General features: G+C 75.9%; 14 protein-coding genes. 8 read left to right on the top strand and 6 right to left on the bottom strand.

The genetic code is table 11. The features are described 5' to 3' along the window. The first annotated feature begins 12 nt into the window (after positions 1–12). A complete protein-coding gene (locus tag ACRYRX_RS05635) occupies positions 13–2343 on the top strand; it encodes a putative bifunctional diguanylate cyclase/phosphodiesterase (RefSeq protein WP_432510846.1) in 2331 nt (776 codons plus the stop codon). Between the two features lie 7 nt (positions 2344–2350). Here ACRYRX_RS05635 and ACRYRX_RS05630 read toward each other — a convergent pair whose 3' ends face one another. Next, on the bottom strand, positions 2351–3091 hold the full coding sequence (locus ACRYRX_RS05630) for an SDR family NAD(P)-dependent oxidoreductase (protein ID WP_432510845.1): 741 nt from the start codon (positions 3089–3091) through the stop codon (positions 2351–2353). 188 nt (positions 3092–3279) lie between these two features. Between ACRYRX_RS05630 and ACRYRX_RS05625 the strand changes: the two genes are divergently transcribed. Beyond that, positions 3280–5625: a diguanylate cyclase domain-containing protein gene (locus tag ACRYRX_RS05625; RefSeq protein ID WP_432510844.1), complete on the top strand. Its 2346-nt coding sequence runs from the start codon at positions 3280–3282 to the stop codon at positions 5623–5625. A 5-nt stretch (positions 5626–5630) separates the two neighbouring features. Next, entirely contained in the window at positions 5631–7889 is a 2259-nt protein-coding gene (locus ACRYRX_RS05620) for a putative bifunctional diguanylate cyclase/phosphodiesterase (RefSeq protein ID WP_432510843.1), read from the top strand. Here the strand turns inward: ACRYRX_RS05620 and ACRYRX_RS05615 are convergent. Next, the gene (locus ACRYRX_RS05615; protein WP_432510842.1) at positions 7879–8136 is read right to left on the bottom strand and encodes a hypothetical protein; all 258 of its coding nucleotides are present in this window, start codon (positions 8134–8136) and stop codon (positions 7879–7881) included. The two genes, ACRYRX_RS05620 and ACRYRX_RS05615, sit on opposite strands and share 11 nt — an antisense overlap. Positions 8137–8284: 148 nt before the next feature. On the opposite strand from ACRYRX_RS05615, the gene ACRYRX_RS05610 reads away from it, so the two are divergent. Beyond that, positions 8285–10402 carry a SpoIIE family protein phosphatase gene (locus tag ACRYRX_RS05610; protein ID WP_432510840.1) on the top strand — a complete coding sequence of 706 codons (2118 nt, stop codon included), beginning with the start codon at positions 8285–8287 and terminating at the stop codon, positions 10400–10402. Positions 10403–10510: 108 nt separating this feature from the next. Beyond that, a complete protein-coding gene (locus ACRYRX_RS05605) occupies positions 10511–13075 on the top strand; it encodes a SpoIIE family protein phosphatase (RefSeq protein WP_432510839.1) in 2565 nt (854 codons plus the stop codon). A 37-nt stretch (positions 13076–13112) separates the two neighbouring features. Here ACRYRX_RS05605 and ACRYRX_RS05600 read toward each other — a convergent pair whose 3' ends face one another. Further along, positions 13113–13484 (bottom strand): ATP-binding protein, encoded by a 372-nt coding sequence (locus ACRYRX_RS05600; RefSeq protein ID WP_432510838.1) that lies wholly within the window; start codon positions 13482–13484, stop codon positions 13113–13115. A gap of 154 nt (positions 13485–13638) precedes the next feature. Between ACRYRX_RS05600 and ACRYRX_RS05595 the strand changes: the two genes are divergently transcribed. Beyond that, positions 13639–14682: an NAD(P)-dependent alcohol dehydrogenase gene (locus tag ACRYRX_RS05595; protein WP_432510837.1), complete on the top strand. Its 1044-nt coding sequence runs from the start codon at positions 13639–13641 to the stop codon at positions 14680–14682. 38 nt (positions 14683–14720) lie between these two features. Here ACRYRX_RS05595 and ACRYRX_RS05590 read toward each other — a convergent pair whose 3' ends face one another. Next, the gene (locus tag ACRYRX_RS05590) at positions 14721–15548 is read right to left on the bottom strand and encodes a hypothetical protein (protein WP_432510836.1); all 828 of its coding nucleotides are present in this window, start codon (positions 15546–15548) and stop codon (positions 14721–14723) included. Positions 15549–15770: 222 nt separating this feature from the next. On the opposite strand from ACRYRX_RS05590, the gene ACRYRX_RS05585 reads away from it, so the two are divergent. Together ACRYRX_RS05585 and ACRYRX_RS05580 are read left to right on the top strand one after the other, a co-directional pair. Then, positions 15771–16751 carry a D-2-hydroxyacid dehydrogenase gene (locus ACRYRX_RS05585; protein WP_432510835.1) on the top strand — a complete coding sequence of 327 codons (981 nt, stop codon included), beginning with the start codon at positions 15771–15773 and terminating at the stop codon, positions 16749–16751. Further along, positions 16748–17617, top strand: coding sequence for a diacylglycerol/lipid kinase family protein (locus tag ACRYRX_RS05580; RefSeq protein ID WP_432510834.1), 870 nt, complete (start codon positions 16748–16750; stop codon positions 17615–17617). Before ACRYRX_RS05585 ends, ACRYRX_RS05580 begins: the two co-directional genes overlap by 4 nt. Here the strand turns inward: ACRYRX_RS05580 and ACRYRX_RS05575 are convergent. Then, positions 17588–18412, bottom strand: coding sequence for a nucleotidyltransferase family protein (locus ACRYRX_RS05575; protein WP_432510833.1), 825 nt, complete (start codon positions 18410–18412; stop codon positions 17588–17590). The two genes, ACRYRX_RS05580 and ACRYRX_RS05575, sit on opposite strands and share 30 nt — an antisense overlap. Before the next feature lie 51 nt (positions 18413–18463). Further along, positions 18464–20035, bottom strand: a complete 1572-nt coding sequence (locus ACRYRX_RS05570) for a GGDEF domain-containing protein (protein WP_432510832.1) — start codon at positions 20033–20035, stop codon at positions 18464–18466. Between the last annotated feature and the right edge of the window lie 76 nt (positions 20036–20111).

The raw sequence follows: 20111 nt of genomic DNA, 5'->3' as shown, positions 1-20111 counted from the left end.
CGTGCGTCACCCGTGCGTCAGCCGGGGCGGGTCAAGTCCGCGCCGGGATCGGCCGAGACCACGTACGTGCTGCCCGCCCTCACCCCGACGCGCCCCACCGCGGGCCGCGTCGCCGGAGGCGCGGCGGTCCTGGCCCTCGCGGCGGGGCTCACCGCCCTGGCCGGCCGCGGGCCGGGGACGGTGGACGGGCCCGTCGTGGTCGTCGGGGTCGTGAGCCTGCTCCTGACGGCGGTCGCGCTCGTCGCGCTGCGCCCCGGCCGCGACGGCGGCAAGCACTTCCTGGCGGCCACCGCGTGGGGGGCCGGGACCCTCGCGGCGGGCCTGTTCCCCCACGCGCAGCTCGGCCCGTTCCCCTTCGCGCCGCTGGCGTTCGCGGCCGCGGAGCTGGGGGCGCTCGTCGTGCTGCTGCTCGTGCTCGTGCGGGCCCGCGCCGGCGGCGACGACCCGCCGCTGGTCGTCGACGCCCTCATGCTCGGCAGCGCCCTGGCGACCGCCGGCTGGGACGCGCTGGCCCGCACCGGCCACCACGGCCCCCCGGGCTGGACGGCCGCGACCCTCACCGTGCTGGTCGTGGCGTCCGTCGTGGCGTGCTCCGCGATCGCGCTGGCCGTCGAGCACCCCCGGCTGCGGGTGGCCGCGGCCGGGCTGACGCTCAACGGGCTCGGCACCGCGCTGGCCGCGGTGTGCCTGGGCCACCAGCCCGCCGTGGCGTGGGTCGCGGTCGCCGTCGCCGCCGTAGGCGGTGCCGTCGGCCTGCTCGCGCTGCCCCGCGACGGCGTCACCCGGCACGGCGGGCAGGCCGCCGAGCGGGCCGCGCGGCGGCTGGAGACGGCCTCGCTGGTGCCCGGCCCGATCCTGCTGGTGGACCTGGCGTTCCTCGTCGTCGACCCGCGCGCGGACTCGGTGCTGTACGGGCTGTACATCACCGTGCTGGTGACGTTCACGGTCCGGCACGCCGCGACGGCCCGCTCCATCGACCGCACCACCGCGCACCTGACGTCCCAGGCCCTGCACGACGACCTGACGGGCCTGGGCAACCGGGCGCTGCTCGAACGGGCCCTGACCGGGCCCGAGCGCGCCGGTTCCCTCGTCCTCGTCGAGCTCGGCGGTCTCGACGACGTCAACGACGTCCTCGGCGTCGGCGCGGGCGACGCCGTGATCCGCGCCGCGGCCCGCGCGGTGGCCGCCGTCGCCGACGGGTGCGGCGGGCACGCGTTCCGTCCCAGCGGCGACGAGCTCGCCGTCGTCCTGCCCGGCGACCCCGCGCAGTGCCTGCGGGCGGCCGAGGCGCTGATCGCCGCCGTCGCCGCGGCGCCCCGGCAGGTCGACGGGGCGGCGCGGTTCCCGATGCCCGCCGTCGCGGGGGTCGCGGCGGTCCCCGCCGGCGACGCCCACGACGGCGCCGACGTCATGAAGCCCTTCGTCCACGCCGACATCGCGCTGCGCGACGCCCGCCGCGCCGGCCGGGGCGCGGTGTCGGTGTACTCCGGGACCGTGGCCGCCGAGCACGCCCGGCGCAGCCTGCTGCGCGACCGCCTCGCCGCCGCGATCGCCGGCGGCTGCGTCGACGTCCACTACCAGCCCGTGGTGTCGTTCACGACGGGCCGGGTGGAGAAGTTCGAGGCCCTGGCCCGCTGGGACGACCCGGTGCTGGGGCGGATCTCCCCGGTGGAGTTCATCGCCGTCGCCGAGGAGTCCAACCTCGTCGTGGCGCTCGGGGAGCACGTCCTGCGGCGCGCGGTGGAGTCCGCGCACGAGGCGGGGGTGTTCGCCCGCGGCACCGGGCTCGCCGTGAACGTGTCCGTGGTGCAGCTCCAGTCGCCCGGCTTCACCGACGTCGTGGTGGACCTGCTGCAGCGCAACGACATCCCCCCGCACCTGCTGACCCTGGAGGTCACCGAGTCGGTGTTCCTCGACGAGGACTCCCCCGCCGAGCGCGTCGTCACCGAGCTCGCCGGGCTCGGCTGCCGGATCGCCATCGACGACTTCGGCACCGGGTACTCCGCGTTCGGCTACCTCGGCCGGCTGCCCGTGCACGTCCTGAAGATCGACCGGTCGCTGACGCAGTCGCTCACCGACGACGTCAACGGCCAGTCGATCGTGACGTGCGTCGTGGACCTCGCGAACCGCCTCGGGCTGACCGTGGTCGTCGAGGGCGTCGAGACCGACCAGCAGGCCGCGATCTGCCGGTTCATCTCCGCGCCGCTGGGCCAGGGGTGGCTGTACTCCGCCGCCGTGCCGCGCGAGCGCCTGGAGGAGGAACTGGTCCGGGTGCACCCGGTGCCCGAGCCGCTGGTGGGCGGCGGGGAACCCCCGCTGCGGGTGGGGTCCGGGGCGGCGTAGGGCCGGGTCAGCGGGCCACGTACCCGCCGTCCACGACGAACTCGGCGCCGGTGACGAAGGACGCGTCGTCGCTGGCCAGGAACGCGATGACGGCGGCGACCTCCTCGGGCCGCCCCAGCCGCTCCATGGGGGTGGTCGAGCTCAGCAGCGTGCGGTCGGTCTCCCCCAGGATCGGGGTCTCGATGAAACCCGGGTGCACCGAGTTCACCCGCACCCCGGCGGTGGCCCACCCCAGCGCGGTGTTCTTCGTCAGGGTGCGGACCGCTCCCTTGGCGGCCGCGTACCCCGGCCCGCCGCCGAAGCCACCGACGATCCCGAACATGGAGCTGACGTTGACGACCGCGCCGTTCCCGGTGGCGCGCAACGCGGCCGAGGCGGACTTCTGCCCCAGGAAGACGCTGGTCGAGGTGACGTCGACGACCTTCTGGTACCCGGCCAGGGTGGTGTCCTCGATGGGCAGGAGGTCGCCGATGCCGGCGTTGTTGACCAGGACGTGCAGGGCGCCGTGGCGCTCGACCGTCGTCGCGACGGCGGCCTGCCACTCCTGCTCGGAGGTGACGTCGAGGTGGACGGCGTCGGCCCGGCCGCCCGCCCCGGTGATCTCCGCCACGACCTCGGCGGCCCGGGCGTCGGCGACGTCGGCGACGACGGCGACGCCCCCCTCGGCCGCGACGCGGTGGGCGGTGGCCCGGCCGATGCCGCTGGCTCCGCCGGTGATGAGGACGACGCGGTTCTCGAAACGCTGCACGGTGACTCCTGTCGATCCGCTGCCCGGATCGCCGGTCGACTCCTTCGCCGACGTTCTCCGACAGCTGTTGCGTATCTCCAGGGTACGCCGCCGGACGAGCGCACGGGGCGGGCGAACCCCGGCCGCCGCACCCCCTCACCCGCACGGCGGGGCTACGTCCGGCCCCCCGGCGTGCCGATACCTCTCCGGTGACCCACCGACCAGCGCCCCGGACCAGTGCCCTCGCACTGGCCCGGAGCGTGCTGTTCACCGCGCTGTTCGCCGGCGCCGTGTACCTCGGTCGGCTCACCCTGCTCGACGACAGCCGCATCAGCCTCGTCTGGCCCGCCGCCGGGGTCGCCGCCGTCTGGCTGTGCGGCAGCCGCCACCGCGTGCTCGACTGCGCGCTGCTGACCGTCACCACGCTCGTCGTGAACAGCCTCACCGGCGCCGCGCCCGCGCTGCTGACCGGTTTCGTCCTGACCAACGTGGGCCAGGCGCTGCTGTTCACGTGGCTGCGCGACCGCTGGTTCACCCGCGGCGGACCGCAACCCCTCACGTTCGGACCGCGCCAGCTGGCCGTGGTGCTGGCCGCGGCGGCCGTCGCGTCCGCCGGGGGCGCGCTCGGGGGGCTCGTCGTCGTCGCCGGCAACGGCGGGCACCCCAGCTGGGTCGGCACCGCCGTCTGGTTCACCCGGAACTTCGCCGGGATCGTCGTCGTCGCCCCCGTCCTGCTGCGCCTGGAGGCCCGCGTCCCGGTGCGGGGGGCGCGCCGCCGCTTCGGGACCCTCGAACTGCTCCTCGCCACCGCCTCCTCGCTCGTCGCCTACGGCGCCGTGTTCTGGTTCCAGCAGGGCCTGCCGCTGACGTTCCTGCCGCTGGCCGCGACGATCTGGCTGGCCCTGCGGTTCGACACGACGATCGTCGTCACCGTCGACCTCGTCGCGGCCGCCGTCGCCGTCCTCGGCACGCTCAACGGGACCGGCCCCTTCGCCGCCATCGACGACGAGGCGGTGCGCGTCCTGCTGGTGCAGGTCCACGCCGGGTTCGTCGCCTGCCTCGGCCTGGCCCTGGCCGTGGGCCGCGACGAGCGCGCCGAGCTCGTCACCCACCTGCGGGCCGCGCGCGCCGACGCCGAGCGCCGCGACCGGTTCACCCAGGCGGTGCTGGGCAGCGTCAGCGCCGGGGTGGTCGTCGCCGACCCGCAGGGACGGCTGGTGCTGTTCAACGACACCGCCCGCGGCTGGCACGGCCTGGACGCCGACCCCTCCCGCGACCCCGACGACCACCCGGGGAACTACCGCCTGTCCGCCGCCGACGGCGTGACGCCGCTGACCGCCGCGCAGGTCCCGCTGCTGCGGACCCTGGCCGAGGGGACCGTCGACCGGGCGGAGATGGTCATCACCACCCCCGACGGGCGCGCCGTCCCCGTGGAGTGCAACGGGCGCACCGTCACCGACGACGACGGCACGGTGCTCGGCGCGGTCGTCGCCATGCACGACCTCAGCGTCGCCAAGGCCCGCGAGCAGGCGCTGGCGCGGGCCAACGCCCAGCTGGAGGCGCACTCGCTGCGGGTGGAGCGGCTCGCCGCGGCCTCCCGCGCGGTGCTGACGGCCGACGACCCGCGACGGGCCGTCTGCGCGGCGGCGGTGGAGATCTCCGGCGCGGACGGCGCCTACCTCGCCCAGCCCGACGGGTCCGGCCGGCTCGTGTCGACCGCCACCGCCGGGCTGCCGGACGACTTCGCGGTCGACCTGGACGTGCGCGGCGACGTGAGCCTGACCCTGACCAGCTACCTGTCCTGCCGGGCCCTGTTCGTCCCGGACGTCGCGTCCCACCCGGGCGCCAGTCCCGCGCTGGTCACCGGGTGCGGCGCGGCGTCGGGGGCGTGGCAGCCCGTCGTGGACGCCGACGGCCGCGTCCTGGGCGTCCTGGCCGTGATCTGGCGCGGGACCGTCACCGAGCTGGACCCGACGACGGCCGCGGTCCTGACCGGCCTGGCCGCGGAGGCCGCGCACGCGTTCTCCCGCGCCGACCTGCTGGCCCAGCTGGCCCGGGCCGCCGACCACGACGCCCTGACCGGGGTCGTGAACCGCCGCCGGTGGGACGAGCTGGCCCGGCAGGGGGTCGCGCGCGCCGCGCAGGCCGGCACCCCGCTGACGTTCGCGATGCTCGACCTGGACCACTTCAAGCGGTACAACGACACCCGCGGCCACCTCGCCGGTGACGAGCTGCTGCGCGAGTTCGCGCGCGCGGCCTGCGCGCAGCTGCGCGAGGGCGACACCCTGGCCCGCTGGGGCGGTGAGGAGTTCGCGCTCATGCTGCCCGGGTGCACGGCCGACGACGCCGTCGACGTCGTGGACCGCATCCGGGCCGTCGTCCCCGACGGCCAGACCTGCACCGCCGGGGTGGTCCAGTGGCTGCCCGGTGAGGAGCCGCAGGAGGTGATCGCCCGCGCCGACCGCGCCCTGTACCGGGGCAAGCGCACCCGCGACAGCACCGTCGTGGGGGCCGGGCCGGCGACGACGTCCGCCGTCCCCGGTGCCGCGGGGTGAGACCCGTGCACCACACTCCGGACGTGCGCGGGTGGTGGAAGGGGTACCTGGTCGTCGGCGCCGCGGTCGCCGCGGTCGTCGTCGTCCTGCCCACCGGTCCCCTCCGCGCCCTGCTGTACCTCCTGGTCGCGGGGGGTTCGGGCGCGGCGATCCTCGCGGGGTCGCGGCACCACCGGCCGGCGCGCCGGCTGCCGTGGGTGCTGCTGGCGGCCGGTCAGCTCTCCAGCGCCGCCGGTGAGGCCGTCTACTTCTGGCTGGAGCTGGTGCGGGACGTCGAGCCGTACCCGTCGGCCGCCGACGCCTTCTTCGTGGGCGCGTTCCCGCTGCTGTGCGCGGGGATCCTCACCCTCACGGGGCGGCGGCCGGTCGACGCCACCGGCCGCGTCGAGGTCGGCATCGTCGTCGCCGCCCTCGCCCTGCCCGTCTGGATCTTCCTCGGCGAGCCCGTCGTCCTGGACGCCGGGCGGTCGTGGGGGCTGCGGGCGATCGACCTGGCGTACCCGGTCTTCGACCTGGTCCTGCTGGGTCTGCTCGTCCGGCTGGGCGCGGTGGCGGGGGCGTTCAACGGCGCGACCCGGCTGCTGGGGCTGGGGGCGCTGACGGTGCCGGTCGCCGACGTCGCGTTCATCCTCCTCGGCGACGGCGACGGGCTCGCAGGCAGCGCCAGCACCGCCTGCTGGCTCGCGTCGTACCTGCTCTACGGGGCCGCCGCCCTGCACCCGTCGATGGTGCGCGCGGCCGACCCGGAGGACGTCGCCGCCCCGGCCAGCTGGCGGCGCCTGGGGGTCCTGGGCGCCGCGATGCTCGCCGTCCCGGTCGCCCTGGCCCTGCAGACGGCGGGCGTGACCGGGGTGCACCTGTGGGAGACCACGCTGACCGCCACCGTGGTCGTCGTGCTGGGGGTGGCGCGGGTGCGCGGGGCCGTCGTGGCCGCCGAGCGGGCCGCGCGGGACTCCGAGCGGCTGCGCGCCGAGGCCGACCACCACGCCGCGCACGACCCGCTGACGCTGCTGCCGAACCGGGCGACGGCCCTGCGGCTGCTGCGGCAGGCCCAGGCGCGCGCCGCGCGCACCCGCCGCGCCGTGGGGCTCCTCGTCCTCGACGTGGACCACCTGAGCCGCGTCAACGACACCTTCGGCGACGGGGCGGGCGACGGGGCGCTGCGGGCGCTGGCGCAGGAGCTGGTCCGGGCCGTGGGCCCCGGCGACCGCGTGGGCCGGCTGGGCGGCGACGAGTTCGTCGTGGTCGTCGAGGACGTCCCGGACGAGGCGGGCCTGGCGGAGCTGGCCGAGCGCCTCACCCGGCTGACGGTGGCGCTGCCCGGCGCGGAGCTGACCTTGACCTGCGGCGTCGGCGTCGCCGTGCAGCGCCCGGGCCGGGAGGTGGGGCCGACGGAGCTGCTGCACGAGGCCGTCACCGCGACGGGGCGGGCCAAGGCGTCCGGGGAGGGCCGGACGTGGTTCTTCGACGACGCGCTGCGGGCCGAGCTCGACGAGCAGGCCGACCTGGAGGCCGCCCTGGCCGTCGCGGTGACCGCCGGGCAGTTCGAGCTGCACTACCAGCCTGTGCTGGACCTCGACAGCGGCCGGATCACGAGCTTCGAGGCGCTGATCCGCTGGCACCGCCCCGGCCACGGGACCGTCCGGCCCGACCTGTTCATCCCCGTCGCCGAGCGCAGCGACCTGATCTGCCGCATCGGCCGCTGGGTGCTGGCCGAGGCGACGGGCCGGCTCGCGCGGTGGCGCGCCGAGGGGACCGTCACCGGGGACGTGCGGGTCGCGGTGAACCTCTCGGGCCGGCACCTGGTGCAGCCGGGGGTCGTCGACGACGTCGCCGCGGCGCTGGAGGCGGCCGGGCTGCCGGCGGGGGCCCTGGTCGTGGAGGTCACCGAGACCGTCGTCCTGGACACCGCCCGCGTCCTGCCGAACCTGCGGGAGCTGAAGGCCCTGGGGGTGGGCCTGAGCCTGGACGACTACGGCACCGGGTACACCTCCATCGAGCAGTTCCGGTCGCTGCCGCTGGACACCCTCAAGATCGACCGCAGCTTCCTGGCCTCGACGCGGCCGCAGGACGAGGCGCTGGTCGGCCTGGTGGTGCACGCCGCGCACGCCTTCGGGCTGCGGGTGGTGGCCGAGGGCGTCGAGCGCACCGACCAGGTGGCGCTGCTGCGGGCCCTGGGCTGCGACGGCGCGCAGGGCTACCTGTTCTCCCGGCCGGTGCCGGCCGGGGAGGTCGCGGGGCTGATCGGCGCCGTCAGCGCCTGACGGGCTCGGGGGCCTGCAGGACGAGGCGTTCGCGCAGGAAGGTCTGGAGGTTCGCCCCGAGCGGGTCCCCGGCGTGGGCCTTCTCGGGGTCGTCGAGGCCGCGTTCGCGCCGGGAGATGACCGGGCCGTCACGGCGCAGCGACTCCAGCAGGGCCCGCGAGTACGTGCCGGTCATGAGGCAGTGCAGGGCTTCGGCGCGGAGGGTGCCGTCGAGGCCGTCGAGCCACTCGTCGTGCGAGGCGATCACGTGAACAGTGTGCACCTCGGCGGTGTCGGCGACGGTCACCTGTCGGGGATCCCCCCGGACCCGACGCCGCTGGTCACGCAGCGTACTGCGGTCCTCACGCGGGGCCCGCGGCTCGCGGGTGTCCGACCCCGCCGTTAAAGTCGTTGCGATGGACGGGACGAACGCCGCGGTCGCCGGAGGCGCCCTCTCGGACCTGCCCGAGGTGCTGCACGGCCAGCCCGGCGCGGTCCTGCTGGTGCGGGTGGAGGACGGCACGGTCCTGTTCGCCAACCCGCTGGCCGAGCAGCTGGCGCCCGGGACCAGCCTGCCGTGCCCCGTCGACGAGTGGTCGCGGCACGCCGGGCTGGAGAGCGAGTCCGGCGACGACATCAACGACCCCCGCAACGACTCCTCCCCGCTGTCGCGCATCGCGCGCGGCGAACCGGTCCACGGCGAGCGCGTCACCGCCGCCCGCTCCTCGGACATGTCCGGGGTCCGCGAGGCCCTGTGGGTCGTGGGCCTGCCGCTGTCCGACGCCCCCGTCGACGAGCTGTCCGGGCTCGCGCTGGTGGCCCTGATGCCGCTGCGCGAGGAGGACCTGGTCCGGGACGCGCAGGACTCCGCCGAGCGGCTGCACTCGCGCGCCGTCGTCGCCAGCGACCTGTCGTTCACGATCTCCGACCCCAACCAGCCCGACAACCCGCTGGTGTGGGTCAACCCGGCGTTCGAGAAGGTCACCGGCTACGGCAAGGCCGTCCTGGGCCGCAACTGCCGCTTCCTCCAGGGCCCGGGCACCGACCCGGCCGCGGTGCAGCGCATCCGCGAGGCCCTCGCGGCCGGGGAGACGATCACCGAGCTCCTGCTGAACTACCGCAAGGACGGCACGGCCTTCTGGAACGAGGTCGTCATCTCCCCCGTGCACGACGCGACGGGCCGCGTCACGCACTTCGTCGGGGTCCAGTCCGACGTGACGCTGCGCGTGCAGGCCGAGCGCGAGCGCGACGCCGCGCTCGGGGTGGCCCGCGACGCCAAGCGCCGCCTGGAGTTCCTGTCGTCGGTGACCGACCGGCTGTCCGAGGTCCTGGACCCCGTCGCGGCGCAGGACCTGCTGCCCTCGCTGGTGGTCCCCGACTTCGCCGAGTGGGCCTTCGCGACGATGCTCGACGCGACGGGCCGGACCCGGCACATCCGCGCCACCCACGCCCGTCCCGAGCGGGCCGCCGACGCCGAGCGGTTCCAGCGGCTGCACAGCGGGCTGAGCGAGGGCTCCGTCTCCATGCGGGTGCTGCGCGGCGAGCTCGGGCCCACCCTGGTCCGGGTCGGGGACGACGAGGTCGAGCGGGGCACCACCACCCGGGAGATCGCCGACGTCATGCGGCGGCTGGGGCTGGGCAGCGCCGTGGTGGTGCCGTTGCGGGCCCGCGGCGCGGTGACGGGTTCGCTGACGCTGCTGTCCGGTCCCGACCGGCCGCCGTTCACCGAGGACGACCTCGCCACCGCCGCCGACCTCGGCGCCCGCGCGGGGGTCGCGCTGGAGAACGCGCGCCTGTACGCCCAGCAGCGCACGTCGTCGGAGACGTTGCAGCGCAGCCTGCTCACCCCTCCGACGAAGTCCCCCGGCCTGTCCGTGGCGACCCGCTACCTGCCGGCCGCGGAGGCGGCGCAGGTCGGCGGGGACTGGTACGACGCCTTCACCCAGTCCGACGGGTCGACCGTCGTCGTCATCGGCGACGTCATGGGTCACGACGTGTCGGCCGCCGCCGCGATGGGGCAGGTGCGGACCCTGGTGCGCGCGCTGGCCTACGACCGGTCGGCGCAGCCGGCCGAGGTGGTCCGCCGCCTCGACGGGCTGCTGGAGGGCCTGGGGCTGACGACGCTGGCGACCGCCGTCGTCCTGCAGTTCGAAGCCGGCTCGGGCGCGCGCCGCATCCGCTGGTGCACGGCCGGTCACCTGCCGCCGGTGGTCGCCGACCCCGACGGGACGGCGCGGCTGCTCGACGGGGACGGCATCGTGCTGGGCCTGGGGGCCGGGCAGCGGCGCGTGCAGCAGGAGAGGACCCTGGAGCCGGGCGCGACGCTGCTGCTGTACACCGACGGCCTCGTGGAGCGGCGCGACCGCCCCATGGACGTCCGCCTCGGGGAGCTGCGCGACGTCGTGGCCTCGCTGGCCGGCCGGGACGTCGAGTCGCTCTGCGACGAGCTGCTGGGACGGATGCTGCCCGACGGCAGCGACGACGACGTCGCCGTCGTGGCGGTGCGCGTCGAAGCGGACGACGCCGGAGCGTGAGCAAGAAATGACGCGGAGTCAGTAACTTCGTGTCGTGACTCTCCGTGGTGGGTCATAGTGGATCGAGGTGCCCGCAGCACCTGTCCCCTTCCCCGGCGGAGGTTCAGGGTGATCGAGCGCACGCGCGAAGAGGTGCGGGTGGCCGCGACGCGACGCCTCCTGCGCTCGGCGCCCCGCGAAGCCCTCGGCGTCGTCACCGACGTCGCCGGCCGCCTGCTGCGCACCACCTCCGCCGAGGTCGCCCTCGTCACCGACGTCCGGCACACCGTCGTCGCCGCCGGGGAGGCCACCGCCCGCGTCGGCACCACCACGGAGCGCGCCGCGTCGCTGTGCGACCTCGTAGTGCGCGGCAGCACCCCCCTCACCGTCCCCGACGCCGTCCACGACGGGCGGGTCCGCGACCTCGCCGTCGTCCGCACCGGCGTCCTCGGCTCCTACCTCGGCGTCCCCCTGGTCGCCGACGACGGCACCGTCGTCGGGTCGCTGTGCGTCCACCAGCACGACGCGCGCGCCTGGACGCCGCACGACACCGACGTCCTCGCCGAGCTCGCCCACGTCGCCACCGGGCACCTCGAGGTCGCCGCCCTCACCGAGGAGTACCGCGGGGCGCAGCGCGCCGCGGCCCTGGAGGGCGCCGCCCGCGCGGCCGGGATCGGCACCTGGGACTGGAACCTCGCCGACGGCTCCCTCGTCTGGGACGACGTCCTGCTGGACCTGTTCGGCCTCACCGCCGCCACCTTCGGCGGCACCGTGGACAGCTTCTTCTCCGCCGTCCACCCCGACGACCTCGCCCACGTCTCCGAGGCCGTCGACCTGTGCGTGCGCGAGGCGCGGACGTTCGAGGCGGAGTTCCGCGTCCTGCGCCCGGACTCCGCCACGCGCTGGGTCGTCTCCCGCGGCAAGCCCCTGACCGGCCCGGACGGCTCGGTGGCCCGCCTGATCGGGGCCGTCACCGACCTCACCGCCGTGCACGAGGGCGAGGCCCGCCTCGGCGCCGTCCTGGACACCATGGCCGTCGGCTACCTCACCCTGGACCACGCCTGGCGGTACACCCACGTCAACTCCGAGGCCGAGCGGATCCTCGGGCACCCCCGCGCCGACCTGCTCGGCCGGACCGTGTGGGACCTGTTCCCGGCGCTCGTCGGGACCGAGACCGAACGGCGGCTGCGGCACGTGGCCCGCACCGGGGAGGAAGCCGCCTTCGACACGCACTTCCCCACCCCCCTGCACGGGTCGTACGAGAACCGCGTCGTCCCGCTGCCCGACGGCCTCGGCGTGTACCTGCTCGACATCACCGAACGCGTCGCCGCGCAACGGCTCTCGGAGCGGAACCGGGAACGGGCCGAGACCCTCGCGCGGGTCGCGTCGGCGTTCACCGAGACCGCCGACGCCGAGACCGCCCTCGTCGAGGCCGCCCGCAGCCTGGTCCCCCGCCACGGGGACTGGGTCATCGCCTCCGTCCTCGACGAGGGCCAGGGCGACTGGCGCGGCCGGCTGCGCGACGTCGGCGCCGCCCACCGCGACCCCGGCCTCGCCGGCCTCCTCGAGGAGTACCGCGCCGTCCGCGCCGGCGCCTGGACCGAGCACTCCGCCGCCCGCACCGCCCTGTTCGAGGGCACCGTCACGCGCCTGACGCACACCCGGCCGCCGGACCCGCGGGGCCAGCTCGCCCCCGGCCGCGCCCACGACCTCCTCACCGGGCTCGCCCCCGCCTCCACCCTCGTCCTGCCCCTGCGCGGCCGCGGCCGCACCCGCGGGCTGCTGACCCTCGTCCGCGGCGCGCAGCGGCCCGCGTTCACCGACGACGACGTCACCGAGCTGGCGGAGCTGACCCGGCAGATCGGGCTGGGCCTGGACAACGGGCGCCTGTACGCCGAGCAGCGCGGGCTCGCCGAGGAGCTCCAGCTCAGCCTGCTCGCCGACCTGCCCGAACCCGACCACCTGCACCTGGTCGCCCGCTACGTCGCCGCCACCGACGGCGCCCAGATCGGCGGCGACTGGTACGACGGGTTCGTCCTGCGCGACGGCAGCACCTGCCTGGTCGTCGGCGACGTCACCGGCCACGACCGCGGCGCGGCCGTCGCGATGGCGCAGGTCCGCAACGTCCTGCGCGGCGTCGCCCACGCCGTCGGGGACTCCCCCGCGCGGATCCTGCGCGCCCTGGACCGGGCCGTGCACGACCTCGCCGTCGGCACCCTGGGGACGGCCGTGCTCGCCACGGTCGAGCCGGGCCCGCCCGGCACGGCCGGGCCGCGGGTGCTGCGCTGGTCCAGCGCGGGGCACCTGCCGCCGCTGCTGCTGCACGCCGACGGGCGCGCCGAGCTGCTCGACCGCGAGCACGACGTGATGCTCGGGCTGAACACCGGCTTCGACCGCCACGACCACACCGCCGGCCTCGAGGCCGGCGACACCGTCCTCTTCTACACCGACGGCCTCGTCGAACGGCGCGGTGAGGACCTCGACGTCGGGCTGGAGCGGTTGCGCCGGCACGCCGCCGACCTCGTCGGCAGCACCCCCGACGCGCTGTGCGAGGCCCTGGTCGAGCGGCTGGCCGACGGGCGCGAGGACGACGTCGCGCTGCTGGTGCTGCGGGTGCTGCCCGCGGACCGCCCGCGCCCGCCCGGAGCCGGACCCGAACGCCTCCCCGGCGACCTCGACCCGCTCCTGCCCTGACCCGCCGCCCCCGGCGACCGGGGGCACGCGGCCCCGGTCACGCCGTCAGTTCGCACCAGACCGTCTTGCCGCGCCCGCTCGCGCGCACCCCCCAGTCCGAGGAGACCGCCGCGACCAGCGCGACCCCCCGGCCGGACTCCGCCGCGCTGTCGGCCACGTTGTGCCGGGGTGCCTCCGGGCTGCCGTCGCTGACCTCCAGCCGCAGCACCCCGCACCGGCAGGCCACGTGCGCGTGCACCGGCGGGCGGCCGTGCTCGACGGCGTTGACGATGAGCTCCGAGACCGCCAGCAGCGCCCGCTCCAGCACGTCCCCGCCGTGGTCGGGGCAGATCCGCGACCGCACGAACTCCCGGGCCCGCCGGGCGGCGCTGAGGTCGGCGGGCAGGTCCAGACCGGCTGCTGCAGTCACGGTGCACACCCCCCCATGGTGCTGCTGCGGCGGCCGGGGCGCGTCTGGTAGAAGGTGCAACCACCGGTGCTGCGATCTCGGGGAGGCCGGGATAGCGTTCCCCCCGGCGCGACGAAGCGTCCCACCAGTCCGTCACCTCCCCCCAGGAGAAGTCGTGCCCACCACCGTCAAGGCCTACGCCGCCACGTCCGCGACCGAGCCGCTGACGCCCTTCGAGCTCCAGCGCCGCGACGTCGGCCCCAAGGACGTCAGGATCGACATCAAGTTCGCCGGCATCTGCCACTCCGACATCCACACCGCGCGCAGCGAGTGGGGTCCGGCCACCTACCCCGTCGTCGTCGGCCACGAGATCGCCGGGATCGTCGCCGAGGTCGGCTCGGAGGTCACGAAGTTCTCCGTCGGCGACCGCGTGGGCGTCGGCTGCATGGTCGACTCCTGCGGGGAGTGCAAGAACTGCCTCGCCGGTGACGAGCAGTTCTGCCTGGAGGGCAACGTCGGGACGTACAACAGCGTCGGCAAGGACGGCGAGCCCACCCACGGCGGGTACTCGCAGGCGATCGTCGTCACCGAGCGTTTCGTGTGCGGCATCCCCGAGGGCATCGGCCTCGACGTCGCCGCGCCGCTGCTGTGCGCGGGCATCACCACCTACTCCCCGCTGAAGCAGTGGGGCGCCGGCCCGGGCAAGAAGGTCGCCGTCGTCGGCCTCGGCGGGTTGGGTCACATGGCCGTCAAGATCGCCCACGCCCTGGGGGCCGAGGTGACCGTGCTGTCGCAGTCCCTGAAGAAGCAGGAGGACGGGCTGCGCCTGGGCGCCGACCACTACCACGCGACGTCCGACCCGGAGACGTTCAAGGCGCTGCGCGGGCGGTTCGACCTCATCATCAACACCGTCAGCGCCATGCTCGACTTCGACGCCTACCTGTCGCTGCTCGACGTGCACGGCGCCATGGTGAACGTCGGGCTCCCCGAGAAGCCGCTGTCCCTGCGGATGTTCTCCGTCGTCATGGGCAACAAGAGCTTCGCCGGCTCGAACATCGGCGGGATCCGCCAGACCCAGGAGATGCTCGACTTCTGCGCCGAGCACGGCATCGGGTCCGACGTGGAGGTCATCGCCGCCGACCAGGTGAACGAGGCCTACGAGCGCGTCCTCGCCTCCGACGTGCGGTACCGCTTCGTGATCGACACCTCCACCCTCTGACCCTCCGCGATCAAGGAAACCCGGGTGGCGATCAAGGACTACCACCTCCTCGGGCGGCCGTTCCACGGCCGCCCGAGGAAGTCGCCGAGGGCCCGCTCGAAGTGCTGCGCCGTCCCCAGCACCTCCCCCTTGCCCACCACCAGCACCTCCCAGCCGGCCCGGCGCAGGTAGGCGCGCCGCCACCCGTCACGCCCCCGGGCGACGGGGTTCTCGTGCTCCTCGACCCCGTCGTACTCGACGGCCTTCCCCAGTTCCGGCCACCCCATGTCCAGCCGGAACGGTTCGGCCCCACCCGGCCGCCACACCCTGATCTGCGTCTGCGGCGGCTCGAACCCCGCGTCGACGATCCGCAACCGGCAGAACGACTCCTGCAGCGATTCCGCCCCCTCGTCGGCCAGTTCCACCAGCGCCCGCGCCTGCGCGACGAACCGGTGCCCGCGCAACCTGCGCAACCGGCGCAGCAGTTCCTCACGGTCCAGGACCGAGCGCGCCGCAGCCTGGTCCATCGTGGCCAGGGCCACCGGACGACTGGCGAAACGCGCCACGTCGAGCAGGGTGCGGTTCAGATCGGTCACCGGAACCCCCTCGACGGCGGTGACGTCGCGGCCCAGCTCGCACACGTGCGGGGCGACCCCGGCGCGCGACACCGGTTCGGTGCCGAAGGGGATCGCCACCTCCAGCGGGAAACGCGCCTCCCGCTCGAACGGCATGCGGACGTCGAACCCGTGCAGACGGGCGGCGGTCCGCCGGCAGTAGGCGGAACCGGGAGGCAGGGCGGGCGCCAGGAGGGTGCGGCGGTGGGCCTCGTCGACGCCGAGGTCGGCGAGGTGGTGGCGCAGGCGGGCGTTCTTCGGTACGGCGTGCACGGCGCAGACGATCGCCGCTCCCGCGGGGTCGCGGGTGCGTGGCGCCGCGCCTGTGGAGGAGGGGGCGTCGTCCACCGGGTGTGCGGACCGCGGCGCCGCGCGGGTGTCCTCGATCGCCACGCGGGTGTCCTCGATCGCCGCGCGGGTGTCCTTGATCGCCGCGCGGGTGTCCTTGATCGCCGCGCGGGTGTCCTTGATCGCCGGGGTGGGGAGGATGGGGACGTGACCGAGATCGTGATCGTCCCCGTCGGGAGCTCCCCCGACCCGGCCCCGCTGCGCGACCTGGCGACCGTCCGGGTCGTCGGCCCCACCGACCCCGGGCTGCCCGCGGCGCTCGCCGGAGCCGACGGGCTCGTCGTGTGGGACGGCGTGCACGACGGCCTCCCGGACGCCTGGGCCGCGGCCGCGCCCCGGCGCCTGCGCTGGGTCCACACCTCCAGCGCCGGACCGGACCGGCTGCTGTTCCCCGCCCTGGCCGCCCACCCCAGCACCCTCACCTGCAGCCGCGGGGTCCTCGACGACGACATCGCCGAGTACGTCCTGGCCTGCGTCCTGGGGTTCCTCAAGGACCTGCCCACCACCGTCCGCCTGCAGGACCGGCACCGCTGGCAGCACCGCGTCACCCGCAGCCTCGCCGGTCGCCGCGTCCTCGTCGTCGGCGCCGGGTCCATCGGCACCCGGGTCGCACGGGTGTTCTCCGCGCTGGGCACCCGCGTCGACGGCGTCGTCCGCACGGCGCGGCCCGCGACCGCGCCCTTCGGCGCGCTGCACGGCCCGCAGGACCTGGCCGCGGTCGTCGGCGACCACGACGTCGTGGTCGTCACCGCCCCCCTGTCCGCCGCGACCCGCGGGCTGGTCGGCGCGGACGTCGTGGCCGCGATGCGCCCCGGCACGATCGTCGTCAACGTCGGCCGCGGCCCCGTCGTCGACGAGGACGCCCTGCGGCGCGCGCTCACCGGGGGCCACCTCGCCGGGGTCGCCCTGGACGTGTGGGAGCGCGAACCGCTGCCCGTGGACAGCCCGTGGTGGGACACCCCCGGCGCGCTCGTCTCCCCGCACCTGGCCGGGGACGCCGAGGGCTTCACGCAGCGCCTGGAGGACCTGCTGCGCGAGCAGGTGCGGCGCTTCACCACCGGCGAGGGGCTGCTGCACGTCGTCGACAAGCAGCACGGGTACGCCACGACCCCTACGGTGACGACGTGAGTGAAACCATCCGTCGCGTCGTCGTCGTCCTCAACCCGAACAGCACCGGGGACGGGCCGTCGAACGCGCGGCAGCTGCGCGACGACCTCCAGGGGGTGGTCGACGTGGAGCTCGTCGAGACCCAGCGCGCCGGGCACGCCGAGGAGATCGCCCGCGACGCCGTCCGCGAGCAGGACGGGACGCTCGTCGTGTCCGCCAGCGGCGACGGCGGCTACCACGAGGTCGTCAACGGCGTCGTCACCGGCGGCCGCGGGCTCGCGGCCGTCCTGCCGTCGGGCAACGCCAACGACCACGCGACCGCGACGCAGGACCGCCCGCTGGCCGAGGCGATCCGCGACGTCGTCGGCGGGGGCCGGGTGACGCCCATGGACCTGCTGGAGGTCTCCGGGGCCGGGCGCACCCGCGTCGCCCACTCCTACGCCGGCGTCGGCATCACGCCCGTGGCGGCGGCGGCGCTGAACGAGCACGACCTCGACGCGGTGAAGGAGTCGCTGCTGGTGGTCCGCGCGTTCTGGCGGTACCGGCCGCTGACCATCACCCACGACGGCCACGACATCCGCCTCGACAGCCTGGTGTTCGCGAACATCGACCGGATGGCGAAGTACGCCCAGCTCGCCGACGACTCCGCCCCCGACGACGGCCGCTACGAGACGCTGCTCATCCCGCACCGCGGGAAGCTGCGGCTGCTGGCCGAGTTCGCCCGCGTCCTGCGCGGTGCGCACGAGGTCCGGTCGCGGACCGAACCGTACGAGTTCCGCACGCACACCCCGATGCCGCTGCAGCTCGACGGGGAGGTGTTCCAGGTCGACGCGGGCTCGTCGGTGACGGTGCGCTGCCTACCGCTGGCCCTGCGGACCGTCGTCTGACAGCGCGGCCCGCGTCTCCTCGAGCAGTTCCCGGGCGCGGGCCAGGGACTCCCGCAGCTCGTCCGGGGTCGACCCCGTGGCGGAGAACACGGCCCGGCACCGGTCGGCGAACCCCTCCGGTGCCCGCGGCAACCGGGCCGTGGCCGCCACCGCGCCCTTCTCGTTGAGCACCCAGCGGCCCGCGTCGGCGTGCAGGGCGTGCACGCACAGCAGCAGGGCGCGGAACAGGCAGCCGGCGACGTAGGCGCTGTCCCCGCGCGGCGCGGCCTTCGCCGCCCCGCCCAGCAGGAACCCCGCCTCCCACAGCCGCTCCACGACGGCGGCCCGCAGCGCCGGCGGGAACCCCGCCGGCCGGGTCCGGCCCAGTTCGCCGGTGGGGTCGGCCAGCACGACGGCGTGGGCGAGTTCCCCGGCGTACGTCGTCCCCGGGAAACCCAGCGGGTGCCCGGGCTGGACGTGCCACTCGAACCGCCCGGCGCGCGCGTCGTCGCAGCTGCGGCGCACCCGGTCGAGGTCGCGGTAGATCCAGTCCACGGCCGTCCCGCCGATCCGCGTCCACGTCCCGCCGTCGACCCACGGCCCCCACCCGCCGGGGGCGGTCACCGTCGCGGGGACCTCCGAGAGCTCGTCGGCGAGCGCCTGCAGCGCGGCGACGTCCAGCGGCGGCCGGTAGTAGAGGCCGAGGTCGACGTCGGAGTCCGGGGAGTGCTCGCCGCGGGCGCGGCTGCCGCCGAGGGCGACGGCGACGATCCCGGGGACGGTCACGAGGCGGGTGGCGAGGGCGGACGGTTCCACGTCGTCGAGGGTGCGCTCCGCCGCCCTCCCCCCGTCCACCCCTTTCCCGGGTCAGTCCTCGACCGCGGAGGGGTGCGGGGCGTCCGCGGCGCCGCGGCGGGCGCGCTTGACGACGTACATCCGGGCGTCGGCGGCGGCGAGCAGCGCCTCGACGATCCCGGGGACGGGGTCGCCGCCGGGCGGCAGCGCGGCCCGCAGCCGCCGGGGGTCCTCCCGCACGGCGCCGACGCTGGCCGAGGCGCGCAGCGGCGCGCCGGCCAGCGCGAACGGCTCGGCGAAGGCGTCCCGCAGCCGGCCGACGACGCCGTCGGCGCTCGCCCGGGGGTCGGTGACGAGCACCGCGAACTCGTCGCCGCCCCAGCGGGCCGCGCAGTCGGCCACCCGCACGCAGGTGCGCAGGCGGGCGGCGACCCCGCGCAGCAGGTCGTCGCCCGCGGCGTGCCCGAGGGTGTCGTTGACGGCCTTGAAGCCGTCGAGGTCGACGAAGGCGACGACCACGGGGTCCCCGGTCTCCAGGCCGCGGCGGACGGCGTCGGCGATCCGGTCGGCGAAGCGGCGGCGGTTCTCCAGCCCGGTCAGCGGGTCGACGTGCGCGACGGCGTCGAGCAGCCGGCGCTGCCGCTCGGCCGTCGCGAGCAGCCGGCGGTGGGCGTCGAGGGCGAGGAACTGCCGGCCCATGACGAGGACCGCCATGAGCAGCAGCGCGACGAGCACGAGCCGGTCGGTCGTGTCCCACAGCCGCACGGCGCCGAGCGCCGTGGCGGGCAGCATCGCGACGTACGGCACCAGCCAGCCCCACGACCCCGACGACGGCACGCGCTGCGGGCGCGTGGTGAGGCGGCGGTGGCGGGCGGCCACGGCGAACACGCCGAACCCGACGACCCACCCGAAGTCCGCGAACCCACCGGTCTGGAACCCGTCGACGGCCAGGACGCCGTGGAAGTACACGGCGTCGGCCACCGACATCGCGCAGGACGCCACGACGCACAGGACCCCGACGCCGGTGACCCCGAAGCGCACCACCTGCACGATGGCGCCGGTGAGGAACACGACGTCCATGAACGGGTAGAGCAGGGGGAACACGAGCTGCGACGGCGGGGCGTCGGACAACCGGACGGCGTGACCGAGCGAGACGACCCACACGACGGTCAGCAGCGACGTGCCGAGCAGCAGGCCGTCGAGGACCGCCCCGACGCCCAGGTGGGTGCGGCCGCGGTGCCACAGGTGCACGAACACCGAGGCCACGGACAGCAGCGAGTACGCGAAGAAGGGGCCGTCGGCCAGGCTGGTGGCGCTGGCGTCGAGGTCCAGGACGTCCTGCACGGCGTAGACGACCTGCCCCAGGCCCCAGCAGCCGCAGGCCGCCGCCAGCAGCAGCCAGCTGCGGCGCGGCCACCCGGCCGGCACGGTGCGCCACCCCGTCCGGGCCAGCGCGGCGGCGGCCGTGAAGCCGGCAGCGGCCTCGGCGAGCCCGACGACCAGGAGCGCGGGCGTGGTCCCCCGCCCCAGGACGGCCTGGGTGAGGACGAGGGCGAGGACGGCGAGCGCGAGGACGGCGGAGTCCGCGCCGAGCCGGCCCGCGGCGCTCAGCGCGCCCCGTCCACTGCTCGACCCGGTCCGCACGTTCCCTGGATCGTCGCCGCCGGGGCCGGCCTGGACCGTCGTCCACCCTTCGGCCCGACGGAGTCACCCGTCCGGC

The organism is Kineococcus lubricus (genome assembly GCF_050871965.1).
Lineage (GTDB): Bacteria > Actinomycetota > Actinomycetes > Actinomycetales > Kineococcaceae > Kineococcus.
This window is presented reverse-complemented; position numbering and strand designations above follow the sequence as displayed.

Coding starts and splice junctions, on each gene's coding strand:
- ACRYRX_RS05610 (WP_432510840.1), top strand. CDS start 8,285: ATGGACGGGACGAACGCCGCGGTCGCCGGAGGCGCCCTCTCGGACCTG.